Source organism: Alloalcanivorax xenomutans, from assembly GCF_900217905.1.
Lineage (GTDB): Bacteria > Pseudomonadota > Gammaproteobacteria > Pseudomonadales > Alcanivoracaceae > Alloalcanivorax > Alloalcanivorax xenomutans.
The window spans coordinates 63,036-83,027 of the sequence record NZ_OBMO01000011.1 but is presented as its reverse complement, the minus strand read 5'-3'; the positions used below and the strand labels follow the sequence as shown (position 1 = coordinate 83,027).

At 62.0% G+C, this 19,992-nt stretch carries 18 protein-coding genes; 11 read left to right on the top strand and 7 right to left on the bottom strand.

The window, feature by feature from the left end:
* Positions 1–18: 18 nt before the first annotated feature.
* Positions 19–1,020 (bottom strand): ubiquinol oxidase subunit II, encoded by a 1,002-nt coding sequence (gene cyoA, locus CRO06_RS10370; RefSeq protein WP_051414491.1) that lies wholly within the window; start codon positions 1,018–1,020, stop codon positions 19–21.
* A gap of 142 nt (positions 1,021–1,162) precedes the next feature.
* Between cyoA and CRO06_RS10365 the strand changes: the two genes are divergently transcribed.
* Complete coding sequence (locus tag CRO06_RS10365) at positions 1,163–2,476, top strand: MFS transporter (RefSeq protein ID WP_055099691.1); 1,314 nt, start codon at positions 1,163–1,165, stop codon at positions 2,474–2,476.
* 51 nt (positions 2,477–2,527) lie between these two features.
* On the opposite strand, the gene CRO06_RS10360 is transcribed toward CRO06_RS10365, so the two are convergent.
* Positions 2,528–3,640: an NADH:flavin oxidoreductase gene (locus tag CRO06_RS10360; protein ID WP_097058389.1), complete on the bottom strand. Its 1,113-nt coding sequence runs from the start codon at positions 3,638–3,640 to the stop codon at positions 2,528–2,530.
* 149 nt (positions 3,641–3,789) lie between these two features.
* On the opposite strand from CRO06_RS10360, the gene CRO06_RS10355 reads away from it, so the two are divergent.
* Positions 3,790–4,251, top strand: coding sequence for a winged helix-turn-helix transcriptional regulator (locus CRO06_RS10355; RefSeq protein WP_022994132.1), 462 nt, complete (start codon positions 3,790–3,792; stop codon positions 4,249–4,251).
* 1 nt (position 4,252) lies between these two features.
* On the opposite strand, the gene CRO06_RS10350 is transcribed toward CRO06_RS10355, so the two are convergent.
* Genes CRO06_RS10350 through CRO06_RS10330 form a run of 5 tightly spaced genes read right to left on the bottom strand, consistent with a single transcriptional unit; the run spans position 4,253 to position 7,968 of the window.
* Positions 4,253–4,792: a C40 family peptidase gene (locus tag CRO06_RS10350; protein WP_022994133.1), complete on the bottom strand. Its 540-nt coding sequence runs from the start codon at positions 4,790–4,792 to the stop codon at positions 4,253–4,255.
* Positions 4,793–4,814: 22 nt separating this feature from the next.
* Positions 4,815–5,609, bottom strand: coding sequence for a DMT family transporter (locus CRO06_RS10345; RefSeq protein ID WP_097058388.1), 795 nt, complete (start codon positions 5,607–5,609; stop codon positions 4,815–4,817).
* Positions 5,610–6,284, bottom strand: a complete 675-nt coding sequence (gene rpe / locus CRO06_RS10340) for a ribulose-phosphate 3-epimerase (protein ID WP_026949644.1) — start codon at positions 6,282–6,284, stop codon at positions 5,610–5,612. It lies immediately after the preceding gene.
* Between the two features lie 32 nt (positions 6,285–6,316).
* Positions 6,317–6,982 (bottom strand): N-acetylmuramate alpha-1-phosphate uridylyltransferase MurU, encoded by a 666-nt coding sequence (gene murU / locus CRO06_RS10335; RefSeq protein WP_022994136.1) that lies wholly within the window; start codon positions 6,980–6,982, stop codon positions 6,317–6,319.
* Positions 6,982–7,968 (bottom strand): aminoglycoside phosphotransferase family protein, encoded by a 987-nt coding sequence (locus CRO06_RS10330; RefSeq protein ID WP_097058387.1) that lies wholly within the window; start codon positions 7,966–7,968, stop codon positions 6,982–6,984. The genes murU and CRO06_RS10330 overlap by 1 nt, the downstream gene beginning before the upstream one ends.
* A 174-nt stretch (positions 7,969–8,142) precedes the next feature.
* On the opposite strand from CRO06_RS10330, the gene CRO06_RS10325 reads away from it, so the two are divergent.
* From CRO06_RS10325 to CRO06_RS10285, 9 genes are all read left to right on the top strand, one after another.
* Positions 8,143–10,416, top strand: a complete 2,274-nt coding sequence (locus tag CRO06_RS10325) for an LPS-assembly protein LptD (protein ID WP_231504735.1) — start codon at positions 8,143–8,145, stop codon at positions 10,414–10,416.
* Positions 10,409–11,707, top strand: coding sequence for a peptidylprolyl isomerase (locus CRO06_RS10320; RefSeq protein WP_097058386.1), 1,299 nt, complete (start codon positions 10,409–10,411; stop codon positions 11,705–11,707). The genes CRO06_RS10325 and CRO06_RS10320 overlap by 8 nt, the downstream gene beginning before the upstream one ends.
* Positions 11,704–12,681 (top strand): 4-hydroxythreonine-4-phosphate dehydrogenase PdxA, encoded by a 978-nt coding sequence (pdxA, locus tag CRO06_RS10315; protein WP_022994140.1) that lies wholly within the window; start codon positions 11,704–11,706, stop codon positions 12,679–12,681. Before CRO06_RS10320 ends, pdxA begins: the two co-directional genes overlap by 4 nt.
* Positions 12,678–13,451 (top strand): 16S rRNA (adenine(1518)-N(6)/adenine(1519)-N(6))-dimethyltransferase RsmA, encoded by a 774-nt coding sequence (gene rsmA / locus CRO06_RS10310; RefSeq protein ID WP_022994141.1) that lies wholly within the window; start codon positions 12,678–12,680, stop codon positions 13,449–13,451. Before pdxA ends, rsmA begins: the two co-directional genes overlap by 4 nt.
* A gap of 48 nt (positions 13,452–13,499) precedes the next feature.
* A complete protein-coding gene (gene apaG / locus CRO06_RS10305; protein ID WP_097058385.1) occupies positions 13,500–13,889 on the top strand; it encodes a Co2+/Mg2+ efflux protein ApaG in 390 nt (129 codons plus the stop codon).
* A gap of 72 nt (positions 13,890–13,961) precedes the next feature.
* On the top strand, positions 13,962–14,774 hold the full coding sequence (locus CRO06_RS10300) for a symmetrical bis(5'-nucleosyl)-tetraphosphatase (RefSeq protein WP_022994143.1): 813 nt from the start codon (positions 13,962–13,964) through the stop codon (positions 14,772–14,774).
* A 346-nt stretch (positions 14,775–15,120) separates the two neighbouring features.
* Positions 15,121–17,043: a PrkA family serine protein kinase gene (locus CRO06_RS10295; protein ID WP_014993340.1), complete on the top strand. Its 1,923-nt coding sequence runs from the start codon at positions 15,121–15,123 to the stop codon at positions 17,041–17,043.
* A 114-nt stretch (positions 17,044–17,157) separates the two neighbouring features.
* The gene (locus CRO06_RS10290) at positions 17,158–18,441 is read left to right on the top strand and encodes a YeaH/YhbH family protein (protein WP_022994144.1); all 1,284 of its coding nucleotides are present in this window, start codon (positions 17,158–17,160) and stop codon (positions 18,439–18,441) included.
* A complete protein-coding gene (locus tag CRO06_RS10285; RefSeq protein WP_022994145.1) occupies positions 18,441–19,937 on the top strand; it encodes a SpoVR family protein in 1,497 nt (498 codons plus the stop codon). Before CRO06_RS10290 ends, CRO06_RS10285 begins: the two co-directional genes overlap by 1 nt.
* Positions 19,938–19,992 lie beyond the last annotated feature (55 nt).

The window sequence follows — 19,992 nt, the reverse complement described above, 5'->3', positions numbered from 1 at the left end:
GAAGACCGTGTCATTCCATCACTGATGCTGTTCGTGCCCGGCGGCATGGTCACCATGACCACCGTGGCCTTCAGCCTTGTCGGCCTTGTCACCGCCATGACCACCGTGGTGGCCACCGTGACCAAACATCATCATGTCTTTCATACACATCGTGCCGGGCTCCACGCAGAGATTCAGGATCGCGTCGTAGAGCGTGGGATCCACCTCGGCATAATAGTGTACGGGCTCGCGCTCGCTCGGCTTCTCCAACTCCCGATAAACGTCGCGATCCAGGGTGCCGCCCTCGGCGGCGACTTTCGCCACCCACTCATCGAAGCCGGCTTCGCTCAGGCCATGGAACTTGAAGCGCATGTGCGAGAAACCGGCGCCGCTGTAGTTGGCGGAGAAACCGTCGTAGACGCCCTCTTCATTGATCACCCCATGCAGCTTGGTTTCCATGCCCGCCATGGCGTAGATCTGGCCGGCCAGCGCCGGGATGAAGAAGGAGTTCATGGTGGACGAGGAGGTGATCTTGAAGCGGATCGGACGGTCCACCGGCGCCGCCAGTTCATTGACCGTGGCGATGCCCTGTTCCGGGTAGAAGAACAGCCATTTCCAGTCCAGGGAGACCACTTCCACCACCAGCGGCTCCATGTCCTCGGGCACCGGCTTGCCCGGCGCGATGCGATCCAGCGGGCGATACGGGTCCAGTTTATGGGTACTGACGTAGGTCATCGCCCCAAGGGCGATAATAATCAACAGAGGCACGCCCCAGATCACCAGTTCCAACACCGTGGAATGGTCCCAATCCGGCTTGTAGGTCGCTTCCTTGTTGGAAGAACGGTAGCGCCAGGCGAACAACAGAGTAAGGATGATGACGGGCACGATCACCAGAAGCATCAACACCGTGGCCCAGACGATCAGATCACGTTGTTGGGCGGCCACATCACCGGATGGTGACATGACCACTGCATCACACCCCGCCAGCAAAGCGACGGCGGCGGCCAGTGACATCCCGCGTACTAGCTTGAGAATTGGCATTGCCGAGTATTGTAAGTAGTCCAGGGTGCCGCGCACTGTACGCCTCCAGCCCGGAATGTTGAATTGGACATTTTGTCCAATGGTGTCACGATATCGAGAAAGTGATTATGATCGGTTGGACTTGATTCCGTGAGGTACAGCAATGATAACAACTAACGACGCCGCCGCCGTGCCCTCCTACTCTTCCGCTCCCGAGGCCCATCAGGCCGTGGCACCGAACGAGATCGCCGTGGGCGTGGTGATCGGGCGCACCTCAGAGTACTTCGACTTCTTCGTTTATGGAATAGCCTCGGTTCTGGTGTTCCCGTCGGTGTTTTTTCCCTTCGCCGGCCGCCTGGAGGGTTTGCTGTACGCCTTCACCATTTTTTCCTTCGCCTTCATCGCCCGCCCCTTCGGTACCGCGCTGTTCATGACCATCCAGCGCCACTGGGGCCGTAGCGTCAAACTGACCGCCGCCTTGTTCCTGCTCGGCACCGCCACCGCGGGCATCGCCTTCCTGCCCGGCCACGCGGTACTGGGTGGCTACGCCATCCTGGTGTTGTCGCTGCTGCGTATTCTGCAGGGGCTGGCCCTGGGCGGCTCCTGGGACGGCCTGCCCTCCTTGCTGGCGCTGAACGCGCCGAAAAACCGCCGCTCCCGCTTCGCCATGATCGGCCAACTGGGCGCCCCTATCGGTTTCCTGGTGGCCAGCGTCCTGTTCCTGTTTCTGTATATGAGCCTGTCCACCGAGGATTTCCTTGGCTGGGGCTGGCGCTATCCGTTCTTCGTGGCGTTCGCCATCAACGTGGTGGCCCTGTTCGCCCGCCTGCGGCTGGTGTTGACCCATGAGTACACCGCGGCGCTGGAAGAGAGCGAGCTGGAACCTCTGAGCACGCGCAAAATGTTGCAAGAACAGGGCTACAACATCTTCATTGGCGCCTTTGCCGCCCTGGCCAGCTACGCGCTGTTCCACCTGGTGACCATCTTCCCGCTGTCCTGGATCGTACTGAACGGCTCCCAGAATGTGCCGGATGTGCTGATCGTGCAGGCCATCGGGGCAATCCTGGCGATTTTCGGCACCATCGCCTCCGGCTGGATCGCGGAACGGATCGGCAAACGCAACACCGTCGGCTCGCTGGCGGTGCTGATCGGGATCTTCAGTCTGTTCACCCCGCTGCTGATGGATGGTAACGCGGTACAGCAGGATATCTTCATTCTGGTCGGCTTCGTTCTGCTGGGCCTGTCCTACGGCCAGGCTTCCGGCACCGTCACCGCCAACTTCCAGCGCCGCTTCCGCTATACCGGAGCGGCATTGACCTCCGACTTCGCCTGGCTGTTCGGCGCCGCCTTCGCGCCGCTGGTGGCACTGGGGCTGTCGGCCAAATTCGGCTTGGCTTACGTCAGCGTTTATCTGCTGTCCGGGGTGATTTGCACGCTGCTGGCGCTGCGTATCAACAAGTCACTGGAAGCGAGTTAAGGTTGTCGCACCCTCTCCCTTCAGGGGAGAGGGTGCATCAGCGGGGGCGAATCAGCTGAGCGAACCCAGCGCTTTCTTGGTGAAGATCTCGATCTCCTCCTCACGACCTTCCCGCATCTTGATCAGCCAGTTCGGGTCCTGCAACAAAGCCCGTCCGACCGCGATCAGATCGAATTCGTCGTTGGCCATACGCCGTTCCAGTTCGTCGATACTCACCGGATTGGCGGTGCCACCCATACCCTGATTGTTATGGCCGATGAAATCGTCATCCAGGCCCACACTGCCCACGGAAAGGGTCGGCTTGCCGGTCAGCTTGCGGGTCCAGCCAGCCAGATTGAGGTCGGAACCTTCGAATTCCGGCACCCAGAAGCGGCGGGTGGAGGCGTGGAACAGATCGACGCCAGCGTCCACCAGCGGGGCCAGAAAGCGCTCCAGCTCCTGCGGCGTGGTGGCCAACCGGGCCTCATAATCCTGCTGCTTCCACTGGGAATACCGCAGCACGATGGCGAAGTCCTCGCCCACCGCCTCACGCACCGCGCGCACGATGTCCGCCACGAAACGCCCGCGGTTGTCCATGTTGCCGCCGTATTGGTCATCCCGCTGATTGGTGCCTTCCCAGAAGAACTGATCAAGCAGATAGCCGTGGGCCCCGTGGATTTCCACACCATCGAACCCCAGATCCCGGGCGTGGCGGGCGGATTCGGCGAAAGCCCGGATAACGTCGTCGATGTCTTCCAGGGTCATGGCATGGCCGCTCTCCTTACCCGGCTTGAACAGACCGGAAGGGGAATAACCGGGCACGTCCTTGTCCGGGCCGACACCGGGCCGGCGCACCGCCCCCACGTGCCAGAGCTGGGGAATAATGGCGCCGCCGGCCTGGTGAACCTGCTCCACCACCCGTTTCCAGCCGGCCAATGCCAGCTCACCATGAAAAGCCGGCACCCGCTCGTAACCGTTGGCCGCCACATGGCCCACGGTGGTGCCCTCGGTAATGATCAGCCCCACCTCGCCTTCGGCGCGGCGGCGGTAGTAAGCGGCCACATCCTCATTGGGAATGTAGTCCGGAGAAAAATTGCGCGTCATCGGCGCCATGGCCACGCGGTTACGCAGCTTCAGGGACTTGTGTTCAAACGGACGCAACAACGCGTCCAGCGAGGTACTCATAGCCTGTTCTCCCGAGTCGTGGCGGCCCCGGCCGCCGTCCAATTTGGTTGCAGATCGCAACCGTAAACCAGGACGGTTTCATCATGCAACCGTTTTGGATAGACTGAAGTGGCTCTTATATATGCTGAATCCCTTGGAGGGCTGCGCCCGTGACCCGAAAACGCTTTGACGACCTGGACTGCTCCGTGGCCTGTGCCCTGGATCAAGTGGGCGACTGGTGGTCACTGCTGGTGGTCAAGGAAGCCATGCTCGGCACCCGTCGCTTCGTCGACTTTCAGCAGCGGCTGGGCATCGCCAAGAACATCCTCTGCAATCGCCTCAATCGACTGGTGGACAGCGGCGTGATGAGCAAGGTGGATGCCGGCGAGCACGGCACCCGCTACGAGTACCGGCTCACCGACAAGGGCCGCGACCTGTTCACGGTGATTACCGCGCTGCGGCAATGGAGCGAACGCTGGAACGGCAATCGGGACGATCTGCGGCTGGTGGACCGGATCAGCGGACACCCGATCCGCCAGCTCCGCGTGGAAAGCGATGACGGCCAGCCCCTTACCGTCCGCGATGTACGTTTCGAGGATGCCGGGGCCGAACGTCTGGCGAAGGACGCCTGAGTCAGAAGCGCGTTTCGATACGGCGGGCGGTCCAGTAATGGGAACGCCAGTAGACATTATCCAGCGACGAAACCATCACTCCGCGGCTGGTGGAAGCGTGCATGAAACGGCCGTGGTTCATATAGATCCCCACATGACGAACCCCCCGGCCGGTACGGAAGAACACCAGATCGCCGGTCTGTAACTGATCCTTGGCCACTTTCTCCCCTACCCTTGCCTGCTGGTCCGTGGTACGCGGCAGACGCACCCCCAAACGATCGTGAAAGGTGAGAAACACGAATCCGGAGCAATCAACACCCTTGCGGGACATCCCGCCCAGCCGGTAAGGCGTGCCTTCCCATTCCTGCAGCTGCGCGCTGAGCAAAGCGTGCACCATCCCTGGATTGGCCATATCCACGGAGTAATCCTCCATCGATACGGTCTGTTCCGGGTCGGCGTGGCTACCCGGCTCCGGCTCGTTTCGATCTTCCACCACCACCGGCCGGCTGGCACAACCGGCCAGCAGCATACACAACAGCGTCACTCCGCTTACCAGGCGCATTCGATAGTCCGCTTCTTCCTCGTCAAAAGGGTAGCAGCGCCACCCATAACGGCACCACCGCGCCGTAGGCAACGACGATGGCCGGGTGCAGCTTCTGCAACGCCCGCTGCATCAACCAATAGGAAAGGATACTGGTGAAAACCGCCAGGTAAACCAGCCGCCACCAATGATCCCAATGCCATTGCGCCACCTCCGGTAACCGCGTGACGCCCACCAGGCAGAGCAGCACGCCGGCGAACAGCAAGCTCCAGAAAGTGGTGGTAGCCGCCGCGGCGGGCAACCAGTTCCGCAAAATAGCCCCACGGGACAACACCGCGTAGCCGATCACCGCCGCGCAGCCGAGCAAATAGATCTGGCTTCCCGGCCGCGCCAGCAGCGCCATCAGGTCGGTGGGCACCGGCAGGATCAAATACTGGATCACCAGATACAACACCACGGCGAACCCCGCCAGCGGCACCGGGTGCAGATACTCCCGGTTGGCATACCAGGCCAGGATCGCGGTCCCCGGCGGCGACAGCAGATACAACAGAGACAACTCGACGCTGCCAACAGTTCGCAAAGCCTGGAACTGCGCCCAGAAAAACACCGCCAGCAGCGCGCCAAGGATCGCCCAGATGATCAAACGGCGCGGATTGAGCGCCACCCGGGCGGCCGCCGGAACCAATAGCAGCGCGGCGATCAGAAACCGCACCCCGGTCAGAGGCAGCGGGTGCGCGTCCCGAACCAGATATTCCGCGGTGGGAAAGGAAGTCCCGATCAGCAACGACCACACCAGCATTTCGCCATGCCCGGCGGCACGGGTGCGGATGCCGCTCATTCAGGCCCGGGCCAGTTCGGCGCGCATCTGTTCGATCACCGCGCCATAGTCGCTCTTGCCGAAAATGGCGGACCCGGCGACAAAGGTATCGGCGCCGGCGGCGGCCACATCGCGGATATTCTTCTCCGACACGCCGCCATCCACTTCCAGACGGATCGGCCGCTCTTGCCGATCGATCAGGGCGCGCACCTGCTCGATCTTCTTGAGGGTGCCGGGAATGAACTTCTGCCCGCCGAAGCCCGGGTTCACGCTCATCAGCAGGATCATGTCGAGCTTGTCCATGACGTATTCCAGGCACTCCGGCGTGGTCGCCGGATTCAACACCAGCCCGGCCTGGCAGCCGGCATCCCGGATCAGTTGCAGGGAGCGGTCCACATGACGGGAGGCGTCCGGGTGAAAGGTGATCATGGAGGCACCGGCGTCGGCGAACATGCCGATCAGATCGTCCACCGGCGACACCATCAGGTGCACGTCGATGGGCGCTTCGATGCCATGTTTGCGCAGCGCCTGGCACACCATCGGACCGATCGTCAGGTTCGGCACATAGTGGTTGTCCATGACGTCGAAATGAATCACGTCGGCGCCGGCGGCCAGTACCGCCTCGCATTCCTCTCCCAGGCGGGCGAAATCCGCCGCCAGGATGGAAGGCGCGATCCAGGGGGTTTGCTTACCCATCAAATTCTCCAGCACCGCCCGGCCCCGCGGGCTCAGGCGCGTAAAAAGTGATCCAGTTGTTCCAGCCGCCGCGGGGTTCCGATGTCCCACCACTGCCCCCGGTGATGCTCGCCGCCGACCCGCTCCGCCGTCATGGCCGAGCGCAGCAGCGGCGCCAGCTTCTGCTCGCCGGATGCCAGACCGTGAAACAACGCCGGATGCAGGCAAGCGATGCCCGCGTAGGTCAGCCGCGAGGCGCCATTATCCCGTACCCGGCCCTGCTCTGTTAAATGGAAATCCCCGTCCGCGTGGTGTGGCGGGTTATCCACCAGAACCAAATGCGCGTGGTCGGCCGCCAGATCCAGGTGCAGGCGGCTGAAATCGTAATCGGTCCAGATGTCGCCATTGACCAGGGCGAACGGCTCATCGCCGAGCATCGGCAAGGCGCGCAGAATACCGCCGGCGGTTTCCAGCGGGGTGCCTTCATGGGACCAACTGATATGCACACCGAAACGCTCGCCGTCCCCCAGCCGCGCCGGTAGTTGCCCGCCCAGCCAGCCGGTATTGATCACCAGTTCGCGGAACCCGGCGCGGGCCAGCCCTTCGATCAGATATTCGATCAACGGCTTGCCGCCCGCCTCCAGCAACGGCTTGGGGGTATGGTCGGTGAGTGGCCGCATGCGATTGCCATAGCCCGCCGCCAGGATCATCGCCCGCATCAGGGACACTCCCACTCGTCCAGCAGCCGTCCCAGGTCCGCCAGTTCCGGGCGGCGGCCGATCACGGTACGCAGGTAAGTGAAAAAGCGGGGTACATCCTTCACATAACCCGGCTTGCCGTCCCGGTGCATAATCCGGGCAAAGATCCCGATCACCTTCAAATGACGCTGGGCGCCCATCAGGTCACACCAGCGCAGGAAAACATCGAACTCCGGCAGCGGCAGCCCGGCGGCCAGGCCACGCTGATGGTATAGCCGCAGCCAGTCCAGCACCCGCGGCTCGGGCCAGCTGATGAACGCATCCTTGAACAGACAAATCGGGTCGTAACTGATCGGGCCGAGCACCGCATCCTGGAAGTCGATGACCCCCGGATTGGGCTCGGTCACCATCAGATTGCGTGGCATATAGTCCCGATGCACGAACACCCGGGGCTGTTCCAGAGCCGACGCCACCAGCAGATCAAACACCCGGTGCAGACGCGCCTGCTGTTCGCCGGTGGGCGTCAAGGACCGCTCATGCCGTAGATACCACTCCGGGAACAGCGTCAGTTCCCGGCGCAACAGCGCCTGGTCATAGACCGGCAGGCCGTCGGCATCGGCATGGACCTGCATGCGCACCACGGTATCGATGGCCTGGCCGAACCAGGCATCGGCATTGCCGTCATTCAGGGCCCGTAACCAGGTGTCGGTGCCGAGGTCATCCAGCAACAAATAGCCACGGGGCAGATCACTGGCACGAATCCGGGGCACATTGACACCGGCATCGGCCAGCCGCCGGGCCACATCGACAAAGGGCCGGCAGTCTTCCCGCGGCGGCGGCGCGTCCATGGCCACCAGCGAGGCCTGCCCCAGTGAATACCGAAAATAGCGGCGGAAACTGGCGTCCACGGACGCCGGCACCCCTCTCACCGCCTCGCCGGTCTGTTCACCGACCCATTGATCCAACGCGGACTTGCGCGGATCCCGATCATCCTTCTCTGGCTGCATTGCCCATCCCATTCGTTTACACTGCGGCGATTGACGAAGACTACCGTGTCGCCCTGTTTCCTGCCCCGAGGTGCCCCCGACCCGAGCGCCGGCATCGGGAAACACCGGGACAAATCCCGGCCAAGGGGGCGTCCTGCGGTTTAAAACGGCCTTTTTACCTGTTCTGAGCAGCCGATGCCACTGCACTCACGACTGATGTTTTCCTGCCTGGTACTGGGTTTCGCCAGCACCGCGGCAGCCAAGGACGATCTGAACTGGGTTGACCGTGAGGCAATGAAGGAGCTTCCCGAGGTGCTGCAACGCCCCATTCCGGTGTGGTGCGGCGGCATCTATTACAACCCCCGGGTCGGCCCGCGGGCGGAAGCCAGCGATACCATCATTACCGCCGATCAGACCAGCGCGTCCGAGGACGGCCTGATCGAAATGAGCGGCGACGTCCTGATTGAGCAACCCGGTTCCCGGGTGGTCACCAATTCCGCCCTGTTCGACCGCAGCAGCGGCAAGTTTGAAGTGGACACCCCGCTGCGCCTGGAGTCCAATCAATTCACCTTTCTCGCCGACTCCATGAGCGGCCAGACCAGTAGCCGCCAGGTCAGCCTGGGCAATGCCCGTTATTCGCTGTTCGGGCCGGGCGCCCATGGCTCCGCCGAGTATATCGATCAGCTCAGCAATCTGACCTCGGTGTTCAATGGCACCTACACCACCTGCCCCCCCGGCTCCAATGGCTGGCGCCTCTCCGGCGAACAGATCCTGCTGGACCGTGACAAGGGCTGGGGTGAGGCGCGCAACGTGGTGTTGCGGGTCAGGGACGTGCCACTGTTCTATTTGCCCTGGATCACCTTCCCCATCGATGACCGGCGCAAATCCGGGCTGCTGTTTCCGACCATCAGCACCAGCGACAACGGTGGCCTGGATTTCTCCCAGCCGATCTATCTGAACCTGCACCCGCAAATGGACGCCACCGTCGCCCCGCGCTATGTGGACGGCCGTGGCGCCGGTCTGGAAACCGAGTTCCGCTATCTGACCCGCTATGGCCAGGGCCAGGTCAGCTACGGCGTGCTGTTCCAGGATCGCGAGTTCGACGATCAGGACCGCGAGCTGGCGGCCTGGCGCCACGACGGCTCCATCGGCCGCTGGGGCCTGCACGTGGACATGAATTACGTGTCCGACGACTTCTACTTCAAGGACCTGGATACCGGTCTGCAGGTGAGCTCGCAGACCCACCTGCCACGGGTCGGGGAGCTGCGCTATTACGGCCAGACTTGGCAGGCGCTGGGCCGGCTGCAAGCCTGGCAGACCATCGATCCGACCTTGTCGGATGACTTGCACCCCTATCGCCGGCTGCCTCAGTTGCAGCTGACCGGCCGCCCGCATCTGCTCGGCCCGCTGCGCTTGTTATGGCTCAGCGACGTTACCGCCTTCGACCGCAGCGACAAGGACACCAGCAACAACCCCACCGGTGTGCGCATGCACGCGCAGCCAGCGCTGTCGGCGCGGCTGGAAAACAACTGGGGTTATGTGGAGCCCAGGGCACGCCTGTACCATACCCGTTATCAGCTGGATGATGGCGGCCCCAGCGGCAGCGAGCCCTCCCTCAATACCTGGGGCGCCAGCCTCGACGCCGGCATGTTCTTCGAGCGTTCCACCAACCTGTTCGGCCGCGGCTATACCCAGACCCTGGAGCCCCGGGTGTTCGTCAACAAGGTGGCCTACGAAAACCAGGATGATCTGCCGGATTTCGATGCCGGTGAGCTGACCTTCTCCTACAACACCCTGTTCCGGGAAAACCGCTATATCGGCTACGACCGCATCGGCGATGAAGAGAAGATCGCGGTGGGCTTGACCAGCCGTTTCCTGCGCGACGACGATGGCCGCGAACAGCTGCGTCTGCGCGTCGGCCAGGGCTACTACCTGGACGACCGCAGGGTGCAACTGGACGGCACCGGAGAAGACACCGCCGATCAGACACCGGCGGTGGCCGATATGCGATGGAACTTTGGCCGCGATTGGTACCTCTATTCCGAAGGCCAATGGGATACCTCCGGCGGCCAGCGCCAGCGCTCCACCCTGCGGCTCGGCTACAACGACCGCGAGCGGCGGATTTTCAACCTGGGCTTCCACGACCGCCCGGAGGATAATCTGCGGCAATCGGAAGTCGCGGCGATCTGGCCGATCCACCGTAACTGGCGGCTGATCGGCCGCTGGATGTACGACGTGGAAAACCACCGCACCCAGGAAACCCTGGCGGGCGCGGAATACCGAAACTGCTGCTGGCGGGTACGACTGGTGAGCCAGCGGGAACTCTACGACGATGATGGGGACGGCACCCTTGAGCCGGACTCCACCGTGATGTTGCAGATCGAAATGACCGGACTGGGCGGCTTCGGCGGGCGAGTGGACTCACTGCTGGAGCGCAGCATTTCCGGATACAGGAGAGAATATGAATAGGGCTTTGTCGACGTTACTGACCGTCTGTCTGTGTCTGGGCCTGGCAGTCAATGCCCAGGCACAGGTGCGGATCCTTGACCGCATTGTCGCGGTGGTCAACGACGGCGCCATCATGGAAAGTGAGTTGCAGTCCCGGGTTGCCGGCATCGTTGGTCAGTTCGAGGCGGACAACCGCCCTCTGCCTCCGGCCCAGGTGCTGCGCGAGCAAGTACTCGATCGCATGATCATCGAGCGCATTCAACTGCAACTGGCGGAGCGCGGCGGTATCCGCGTGGATGACGGCAGCCTCAATCAGGCGCTGACCGGCATCGCCCGGCAGAACAACATGGATCTGGAGCAGTTCGCCAACGCGGTCCGCGCCGACGGCTACTCCTGGGCCGAGTTCCGTGAGCAGGTGCGCAACGACATGGTGATTTCCCGCCTGCAGCAGCGTTCCGTTTCCTCCCGGGTGCGTGTCACTGATCGGGAAGTGGACCGCTTCCTCAGCTCCGACCTGGGCCGGCGCATGTTCGCCGCCGACTTCCATCTTGGCCATATTCTGGTGCAAGTCCCCAGCGGCGCCTCGCCGGAGCAGCTCGAGCAAGCCCGGAACAAAGCCAACGGCATCGTTCAGCGCCTGCGCGGCGGCGCCGACTTCGCCGAAACCGCGGTGGAACAATCCGACGGCCCACAAGCGCTGGAAGGCGGCGATCTGGGCTGGCGGCCGGCGGCCCAGTGGCCGACCCTGTTCGCCGAGACCGCCATCGACATGCAGCCCGGTGACATCTCCGAGCCGCTGCGCTCCGGAGCCGGTTATCACATTCTGAAAATGATTGAGCGTCGCGGCGGTGGCGGCGAGCACGTGGTCACTCAGTATCGGGTACGGCACGTGCTGATTCAGGCGGATGCCCTGACCACCGAGGATCAGGCCCGGGCCGAGGCCCAGCGCCTGCACCAGCAGGTGATCAGCGGCAGCATCAGCCTGGCCGATGTGGCCCGCGAGCACTCCGATGATCCCGGCAGCCGCAACCAGGGCGGCGAGCTGGGCTGGGTCACACCCGGCCAGATGGTGCCGGAGTTCGAGCAAATGATGGAATCCACTCCGGTGGGCCAGGTGTCTCCGGTGTTCCAGACCCAGTTCGGTTACCACTTCCTGCTGGTGGAAGAGCAACGTGAAGCGGACATGAGCGACGAATTCCGCCAGATGCGTGCCCGCCAGGCCCTGCAAAAACAACGATTCGACGAAGAACTGCAAACCTGGCTGCAGGAAAAGCGGGCGGAAGCCTACGTCGATATCCGCCTGGATCAATGACCGCGCCGATTGTCATCACCAGTGGCGACCCGGCGGGCATCGGCCCGGATCTGATGCTGGATCTGCCCGGCCGCTATGCCGACACCGCCCTCGTCGTACTGGCGGATCGGCAGGTGCTGCAAGATCGTGCCCGGCAGTTGGGTGTCCGGGCGACCTGGCCGCAATGGCAACCCGGCGACGCCCCGCCCACCGGCCCCGCCCTTTGGCACTGCCCCGCCGGTGCGCCGGTGACCGCCGGACAGCCGGATCCGGCCACCGCCGGCGGCACCCTGACGATGCTCGAGCGAGCTGCCCGGGGCTGTCTGGACGGCCATTTCGCCGCCCTGGTCACGGCACCGGTGGCCAAGAATATCATCCGTGAAGGCGCGGATCCGGCGTTTACCGGGCACACCGAATTCTTCGCCGAGCAAGCCGGCGTGGATCAGGTGGTGATGATGCTGGCCGCCAAGACCCTGCGCGTGGCCCTCGCCACCACTCATTTGCCGCTGTCCCAGGTGGCGGCGGCGATCACCGGGCCCACGCTGGAAACCACATTGCATATCCTGTGCCAGGACTTGCATGACAAATTCGCTATCGACTCGCCTCGTATTCTGGTCCTCGGGCTGAACCCGCACGCCGGCGAAGGCGGCCATCTGGGGCGGGAGGAGCTCGAGATTATCGAGCCGGCGCTGGAGAGGCTGCGCCGGCAAGGTTTGCGGCTCACCGGGCCGGTGCCCGCCGACACCGCCTTCCAACCGGAGCTGCTGGCGCGGCATGACGCGGTGCTGGCCATGTACCATGACCAGGGTCTGCCGGTGCTCAAATACGCCGGCTTCGGCGAAGCCGTGAATATCACCCTGGGGTTGCCGTTCATCCGCACTTCAGTGGACCACGGCACCGCCTTCGATCTGGCCGGCAGCGGACGTATCCGCGCCGGCAGCCTGCACGCCGCCATCGACCTGGCTCTGGAACTGGTGGAGAAACGTTCCTCATGACCGAACACCGCGCCCGCAAACGCTTCGGGCAGCACTTTCTGCATGACCCGGGCATCATCGATCGTCTGGTCCGCACGGTGGCCCCCATGGCCGGCCAGAAGCTGGTGGAAATCGGCCCCGGACGCGGCGCGCTCACCTATCCACTACTGGAGCAGGTGGCGCATCTGGACGTGGTGGAACTGGACCGTGACCTGATCCACTTACTGCGCGAGGCGGTGCCCGAGGAACGTCTGACCATCCATCAGGCGGACGCCCTGCGTTTCGACTTCCGCCCCCTGGCCGGCGACCTCAAGCTGCGGGTGGTGGGCAATTTGCCGTACAATATTTCAACCCCCTTGATCTTCCACCTGCTGGAACAGGCGGAAGTGATCGGCGACATGACATTCATGTTGCAAAAGGAGGTGGTGGACCGGCTCACCGCGGCGCCGGGCACGGGCGATTACGGCCGGCTGTCGGTGATGGTGCAATACCACTGCCAGGCGGATTATCTGTTCTTCGTGCCCCCGGGCGCGTTCCAGCCGCCGCCCAAGGTGGATTCCGCCGTGGTCAGACTGACCCCGCACGCCACCGCGCCCTGGCCGGCCCGGGATCCGGTCTATCTTGGCAAACTGGTCAACCAGGCCTTCACCCAGCGCCGCAAGGCGGTGCGCAATGCGCTGAAGACCCTGGTGGAACCGGACATTTTCGATGCCCTGGGCATCGACCCCGGCCTGCGTCCCGATCATCTTTCGGTGGCGGATTACGTCGCGCTGGCCAACGCCACCGGCTGACGGCGGAGGACGCCGCCCACCGGGTTTCCGACCCCGCGAGAGGGAATCATGAGCGACAGTAACAACGATGCCTACCGCATCGAGGTGTTCGCGGAAAGCGAGTACCTGCCGGAGCAAAGCGACGCCGACCAGAAGCGCTGGGCGTTCGCCTACCACATCCGCATCATCAACCGCGGCAGCCAGGGCGCGCGCCTGCTGACCCGGCACTGGATCATCACCGACGGCGATCAGCGCGTACAGGAAGTCCACGGCGAAGGCGTTCTCGGCCAGCAGCCGGAGCTGGCGCCGGGCCAGGAGTTCCAGTACTCCAGCGGCGCCATCCTGGAAACCGCCGTCGGCAGCATGCGCGGCAACTATCAGATGCTGTCCGAGGACGGCACCTGCTTCAATGCGCCGATCCCGGCTTTCACCCTGGCCGCCGATCGAGCCTTGCATTGAACCCCGGCGGCGGAAGCGGCACCCTGACCGACTCCGAATAACCACCCATAGCGAGCCTGACGGAATTTTCCCATGAGCACCTACGCCATCGGCGACATCCAGGGCTGTCTGGGCCCCTTCGAGGCCCTGCTGGAGCGGATTCGCTTCAAGGCGGACCGCGATCAACTGGTCCTGGCCGGGGACCTGGTCAATCGCGGCCCGGACTCGCTCGGCACCCTGCGGCGAATCCATGACTTGCGGGACAATGTCCTCACCGTACTGGGCAATCATGATCTGCACCTGCTGGCGGTGGCCCACGGGCAGACACACGCCAGGAGCAAGGATACCCTGGCGGCGATCCTTGAGGCGAAGGACCGGGACACCCTGCTGGACTGGCTGCAGCGCCAACCGCTGCTGATCGACCTGCCCGAATTCAACGCGGTGATGGCCCACGCCGGCATGCCCCCGCTATGGAGCCTGGAACAAGCCCGTGAACGGGCCGGGGAAATCACCGCGGTACTCGCCGATGGCGAGCAGGCGAGCACCTTTTTCGCCCATATGTACGGCAACGAACCAGCGGGATGGCGTGATGACTTGCAAGGTCCGGAGCGGTGGCGAGTGATCACCAACCATTTCACCCGCATGCGCTTCGTCAACGATGCCGGTGAACTGGATCTGGGCAGCAAAGGCGAAGCGGATCAGCCGCCCGAGGGCTATATGCCCTGGTTTGAACATCCTCGCCGGCGCGACCTGGGCCGTCGCATCCTGTTTGGTCACTGGGCGGCCCTGGAAGGCCGGGCCAGCGCCAATGACGTGGAACCCCTGGATACCGGCTGCGTATGGGGCGGCCAGCTTACCGCACTGCGCCTGGAAGACGGCCTCCGTATCGCTTGCCAGTGCCGTTGATCCTCCCTCCTCCCCTCTTTTCATGACGTTCCGGCGGTGACCGAATTCAGCTCCGCCGGTTCATTCCATCGCTGCAAAAAAAACAAAATTTTTTTTGTGGCCACCGTCCATGGCGGCCACCCTCCGGGCCGTCGCTGCGGCGACGTCAAAAATCGTTCCTGACGATTTTTTACGACTTGGCTTTGACTCAGACTTTGTTTTGGCGCCATGCTAAAGACAAGGCCGGTCACCGACATCCCGTGGACGGGATTCCCTGATCTTCGCGCCGCATCCATTTCGTTAAGGGTTTATTTTCATGTAGAAAGTGACGGCTTGACATTCAAGCGCCGCCAGGAGGGAGTGAGGAATGAGCATTATCAGCCATTATCAGGCCCGGTTTGACGCCACTCAGCAGGAGGAGTTGTCCCTGGAGGAGTATCTGGCGCTCTGCAAGAGCGACCCCAGCGCCTACGCCAGCGCTCCCGAGCGCATGCTCATGGCGATCGGTGAGCCTGAACTGGTGGACACCTCCAAGGATCCACGGCTTTCCCGGATCTTTTCCAACAAAATCATCCGTCGCTATCCCGCCTTCGACGAATTCTACGGCCTCGAAGAGGTCATCGAGAATATCGTCAGCTACTTCCGCCACGCCGCCCAGGGGCTGGAAGAAAAGAAACAGATTCTCTACCTGCTCGGCCCGGTTGGCGGCGGCAAATCCTCCCTGGCGGAGAAACTCAAGGCGTTGATGCAGAAGGTGCCGTTCTACGCCATCAAGGGATCGCCGGTGAATGAGTCCCCTCTGTCCGTGTTCGACGCCGACGAGGACGGTCCCATTCTGGAAGAGGAGTACGGCATTCCGCGCCGTTACGTGCGCACCATCATGTCGCCCTGGGCGGTCAAGCGTTTGCATGAATACGGTGGTGATATCAGCCAGTTCCGGGTGGTGAAATGCTACCCCTCCATACTGGATCAGATCGCCATATCGAAAACCGAACCCGGCGACGAAAACAATCAGGACATCTCCGCTCTGGTGGGCAAGGTGGACATCCGCAAGCTGGAGGATTTCTCCCAGGATGACCCGGATTCCTACGCCTTCTCCGGCGGCCTGTGCCGGGCCAATCAGGGCCTGATGGAATTCGTCGAGATGTTCAAGGCGCCGATCAAGGTGCTGCACCCGCTACTCACCGCCACCCAGGAAGGCAACTACAACGGCACCGAGCACATGGGCGCGATTCCCTTCGATGGCATCGTGCTGGCCCACTCCAACGAAGCCGAATGGCACACCTTCAAGAATAACAAGAACAATGAGGCGTTCATCGACCGCGTCTACATCGTCAAGGTGCCTTACTGCCTGCGCGTCACCGAAGAACAGATGATTTACGAGAAGCTGTTGCGCAACTCCAGTCTGCGTGATGCCCAGTGCGCCCCGGACACGCTGCACATGCTGGCTCAGTTCTCGGTGTTAACGCGGATCAGCGAACCGGAGAATTCCAGCATTTACTCCAAAGTGCGCGTTTACGACGGCGAGAACCTGAAGGACGTGGACCCGAGAGCCAAGTCGATTCAGGAATACCGGGATATGGCCGGCGTCGACGAAGGCATGGACGGCCTGTCCACCCGTTTCGCCTTCAAGATCCTCTCCAAGGTGTTCAACTTCGATCACTCCGAGATAGCGGCCAACCCGGTGCACTTGATCCACGTTCTCGAACAGCGCATCGAACAGGAGCAGTTCCCCCAGGAACGCCAGGAGCAATTCCACCGCTTCATCAAGGAGTACCTGGTTCCGCGTTACGTGGAATTCATCGGCAAGGAAATCCAGACCGCGTATCTGGAATCCTACTCCGAGTACGGGCAAAACATTTTCGACCGCTATGTTACTTACGCCGACTTCTGGATTCAGGATCAGGAATTCCGGGATCCGGATACCGGCGAAATATTCGATCGCCAATCACTCAACGAGGAACTGGAAAAGATCGAAAAGCCGGCGGGCATTTCCAACCCGAAGGACTTTCGCAACGAGGTGGTCAACTTCGTGCTGCGGGCGCGGGCCAACAACAGCGGCCGCAATCCAAGCTGGCTCAGCTATCAGAAGCTTCGTGATGTCATCGAGAAGAAAATGTTCTCCAACACCGAGGAGCTGTTGCCGGTCATTTCCTTCAACCCGAAAGGCAGCGAAGAGGATCGCCGCAAGCACGACAACTTCGTCAAACGCATGATGGATCGCGGCTACACCGAGAAACAGGTTCGGCTGCTGTCCGAATGGTACCTGCGGGTCCGCAAGGCGCAATAAAGGGCAATGAATAGTGAACAGTGAATAGTGGCGCGGGGCTGGCCGGATTGGAATCCGGCCCTCTGCCCGCGAAGCACAGTCCCACCGCCCTATCGGCCGAGACTGGAGAGCCCAATGAGCTATATCATCGACCGGCGTCTCAACGGCAAGCATAAGAGCGCAGTCAACCGGCAACGGTTCCTGCAGCGCTACCGGCGACATATTCGTGAAGCGGTCAATGACGCCGTGGGCAAGCGCTCCATCAAGGAAATGGAACAAGGCGAGCGCATTGTCATTCCCCGCAAGGATATTTCCGAGCCCATCTTCCACCACGGCCCCGGAGGCCAACGCAATATCGTCCACCCGGGCAACCGGGAGTTTCAGCAGGGCGACCGCATCAAACGACCCAGCGGCGGTGGCGGCCAGGGCAGTGGCTCCGGTCAGGCCAGCGACAGTGGCGAAGGCGAGGATGATTTCGCCTTTGAAATCGATCCGCAGGAGTTTCTGAACTTTCTGTTCGAGGACCTGGCGTTACCCAATCTGGTCAAACGCCACCTGGAGGGCACCCGCACCTTCCAGATCCGCCATGGCGGTATCGTCAGCCATGGCATACCCGCCAAGATCAATATCGTCCGTTCCATGCGCCAGGCGTCCATGCGCCGACGCGCGCTGACGGCGGCCAGCCGGCGCAAACTGCGCGAATTGGAGGAGGAACGGGAGGCCTTGCTGCAGCAGGATCAATCCCCTCAGCGCCAGGCCCGCCTGGCGGAACTGGACGAGCACATTGAGCGCCTGCGCCGGCGTATCGACCGGATCCCGTTTATCGATACCGTGGATCTGCGCTACAACCACCATATCAAGGTCCCGGTGCCGGTGAGCCGGGCGGTGATGTTCTGCATCATGGATGTTTCCGGTTCCATGAATCAGGATATGAAGGACCTGGCGAAGCGTTTCTTCCTGTTGCTTTATTTATTCCTGCAGCGCAACTACCAGCACACCGAGGTCGTCTTCATACGCCACCACACCAGCGCCAAGGAGGTGGATGAAGAGGAATTCTTCTACTCCCGGGAAACCGGCGGCACCATCGTCTCCAGCGCCTTGAAGCTGACCCGGGATATCATCAAGGAACGTTACCCGGTGGAGGAATGGAACATCTACGGTGCCCAGGCCTCGGACGGCGATAACTGGAACGACGACTCCCCCGGCTGCGCCGAGTTGCTGGAGAAGGAATTGCTGCCCCGCATGCAGCATTTTTCCTACGTGGAAGTCATGCCCCGCGCTCACCAGGCACTCTGGGACCAGTACGAGGGCATCATGGACCGGCACCCGGATGTCTTCTCCATGGCGCAGATCGACGACCCGGCGGATATTTACCCGGTTTTCCGCCAGCTGTTCCATAAACGCATGGAGGCCGCCTGATGCTGTTGTCCACCGGCTCCGACTGGGACTTCAACCTGCTTGCCCGCTATGACGAGGCAATCTCCGAGCTGGCCCACGGCAAGTATGCCCTTGACACCTACCCCAACCAGATCGAGGTCATTTCCTCGGAACAGATGATGGACGCCTATTCTTCCGTGGGCATGCCGGTGGGTTACCACCACTGGTCCTTCGGCAAACAATTCGTGGAGGTGGAAAACCGCTATCGGCGCGGGCAAATGGGGCTGGCTTACGAGATCGTGATCAACTCCAACCCTTGTATCGCTTACTTGATGGAGGAGAACACCATCACCATGCAGGCGCTGGTGATCGCCCATGCCTGTTATGGCCACAACTCCTTTTTCAAGGGCAACTACCTGTTCAAGTCCTGGACCGACGCTTCGGCGATCATCGATTATCTGGTGTTCGCCCGCAAATACATCGCCGAATGCGAGCAGCGCCATGGCGTCAACGCGGTGGAGGATATCCTTGATTCCTGTCACGCCCTGATGAACTACGGTGTCGATCGCTACAAGCGCCCGACGCCGATTTCCGCCCAGGAGGAGCGGCGGCGGCAGCGCGAACGGGAGGCCGCTTTGCAGCAACAGGTCTCTGAACTATGGCGGACTTTTCCAGATCTGCAGCCCGCGACGCAAAGGCGGGAAAAGAACGAGCGTTTTCCTCCGGAGCCCCAGGAAAACATTCTCTACTTCATTGAAAAGAACGCGCCGCTGCTGGAACCCTGGCAGCGGGAGGTCATCCGTATCGTGCGGAAGATGGCCCAGTACTTTTATCCACAGCGTCAAACCAAGGTCATGAACGAGGGGTGGGCCACGTTCTGGCACTACACCCTGCTCAATGATCTCTATGATCAGAAACAGGTCACCGACGGCTTCATGCTGGAATTTCTGCACAACCACAGCCAGGTGGTCTATCAACCGCCTTTCGACTCTCAGTACTACTCCGGCATAAACCCGTACGCGCTGGGCTTCGCCATGTTCCGGGACCTGCGGCGCATCTGTGAGAATCCGGAGGAAGAGGACCGTTACTGGTTCCCCGACATCGCCGGCAGCGACTGGCTGGCCACACTCAAGTTCGCCATGGAGAGCTTCAAGGATGAGAGCTTTATCCAACAGTTCCTGTCCCCGCGCCTGATCCGGGAATTCAAACTGTTCAGCCTGTTGGATGATACCGAGAAGGAATACATCGAAATCAACGCCATCCACGATGAGCGCGGCTATCAAAAGGTGCGCAACAAACTGGCCGAGCAATACAACCTGAGCATCCAGGAACCGAATATCCAGGTTTACGAGGCCAATGTGCGCGGAGACCGGTCGCTGGTACTACAGCACGTCCGCCAGCACCACCGCCCCCTGGACGAAAGCAGCAGCCGGGAAGTGCTCAAGCACCTGCATCGATTGTGGGGATTCGACGTGCACCTCGACAGCTTGGACAACGGCACGGTCGTTGAGCGTCAGTCAATTCAGGGTGGGCAATAAACGCGGCATCGCGGCCCTCTTTCCCATATGAACCCGGTGAAGAGGGCCGCGCTTC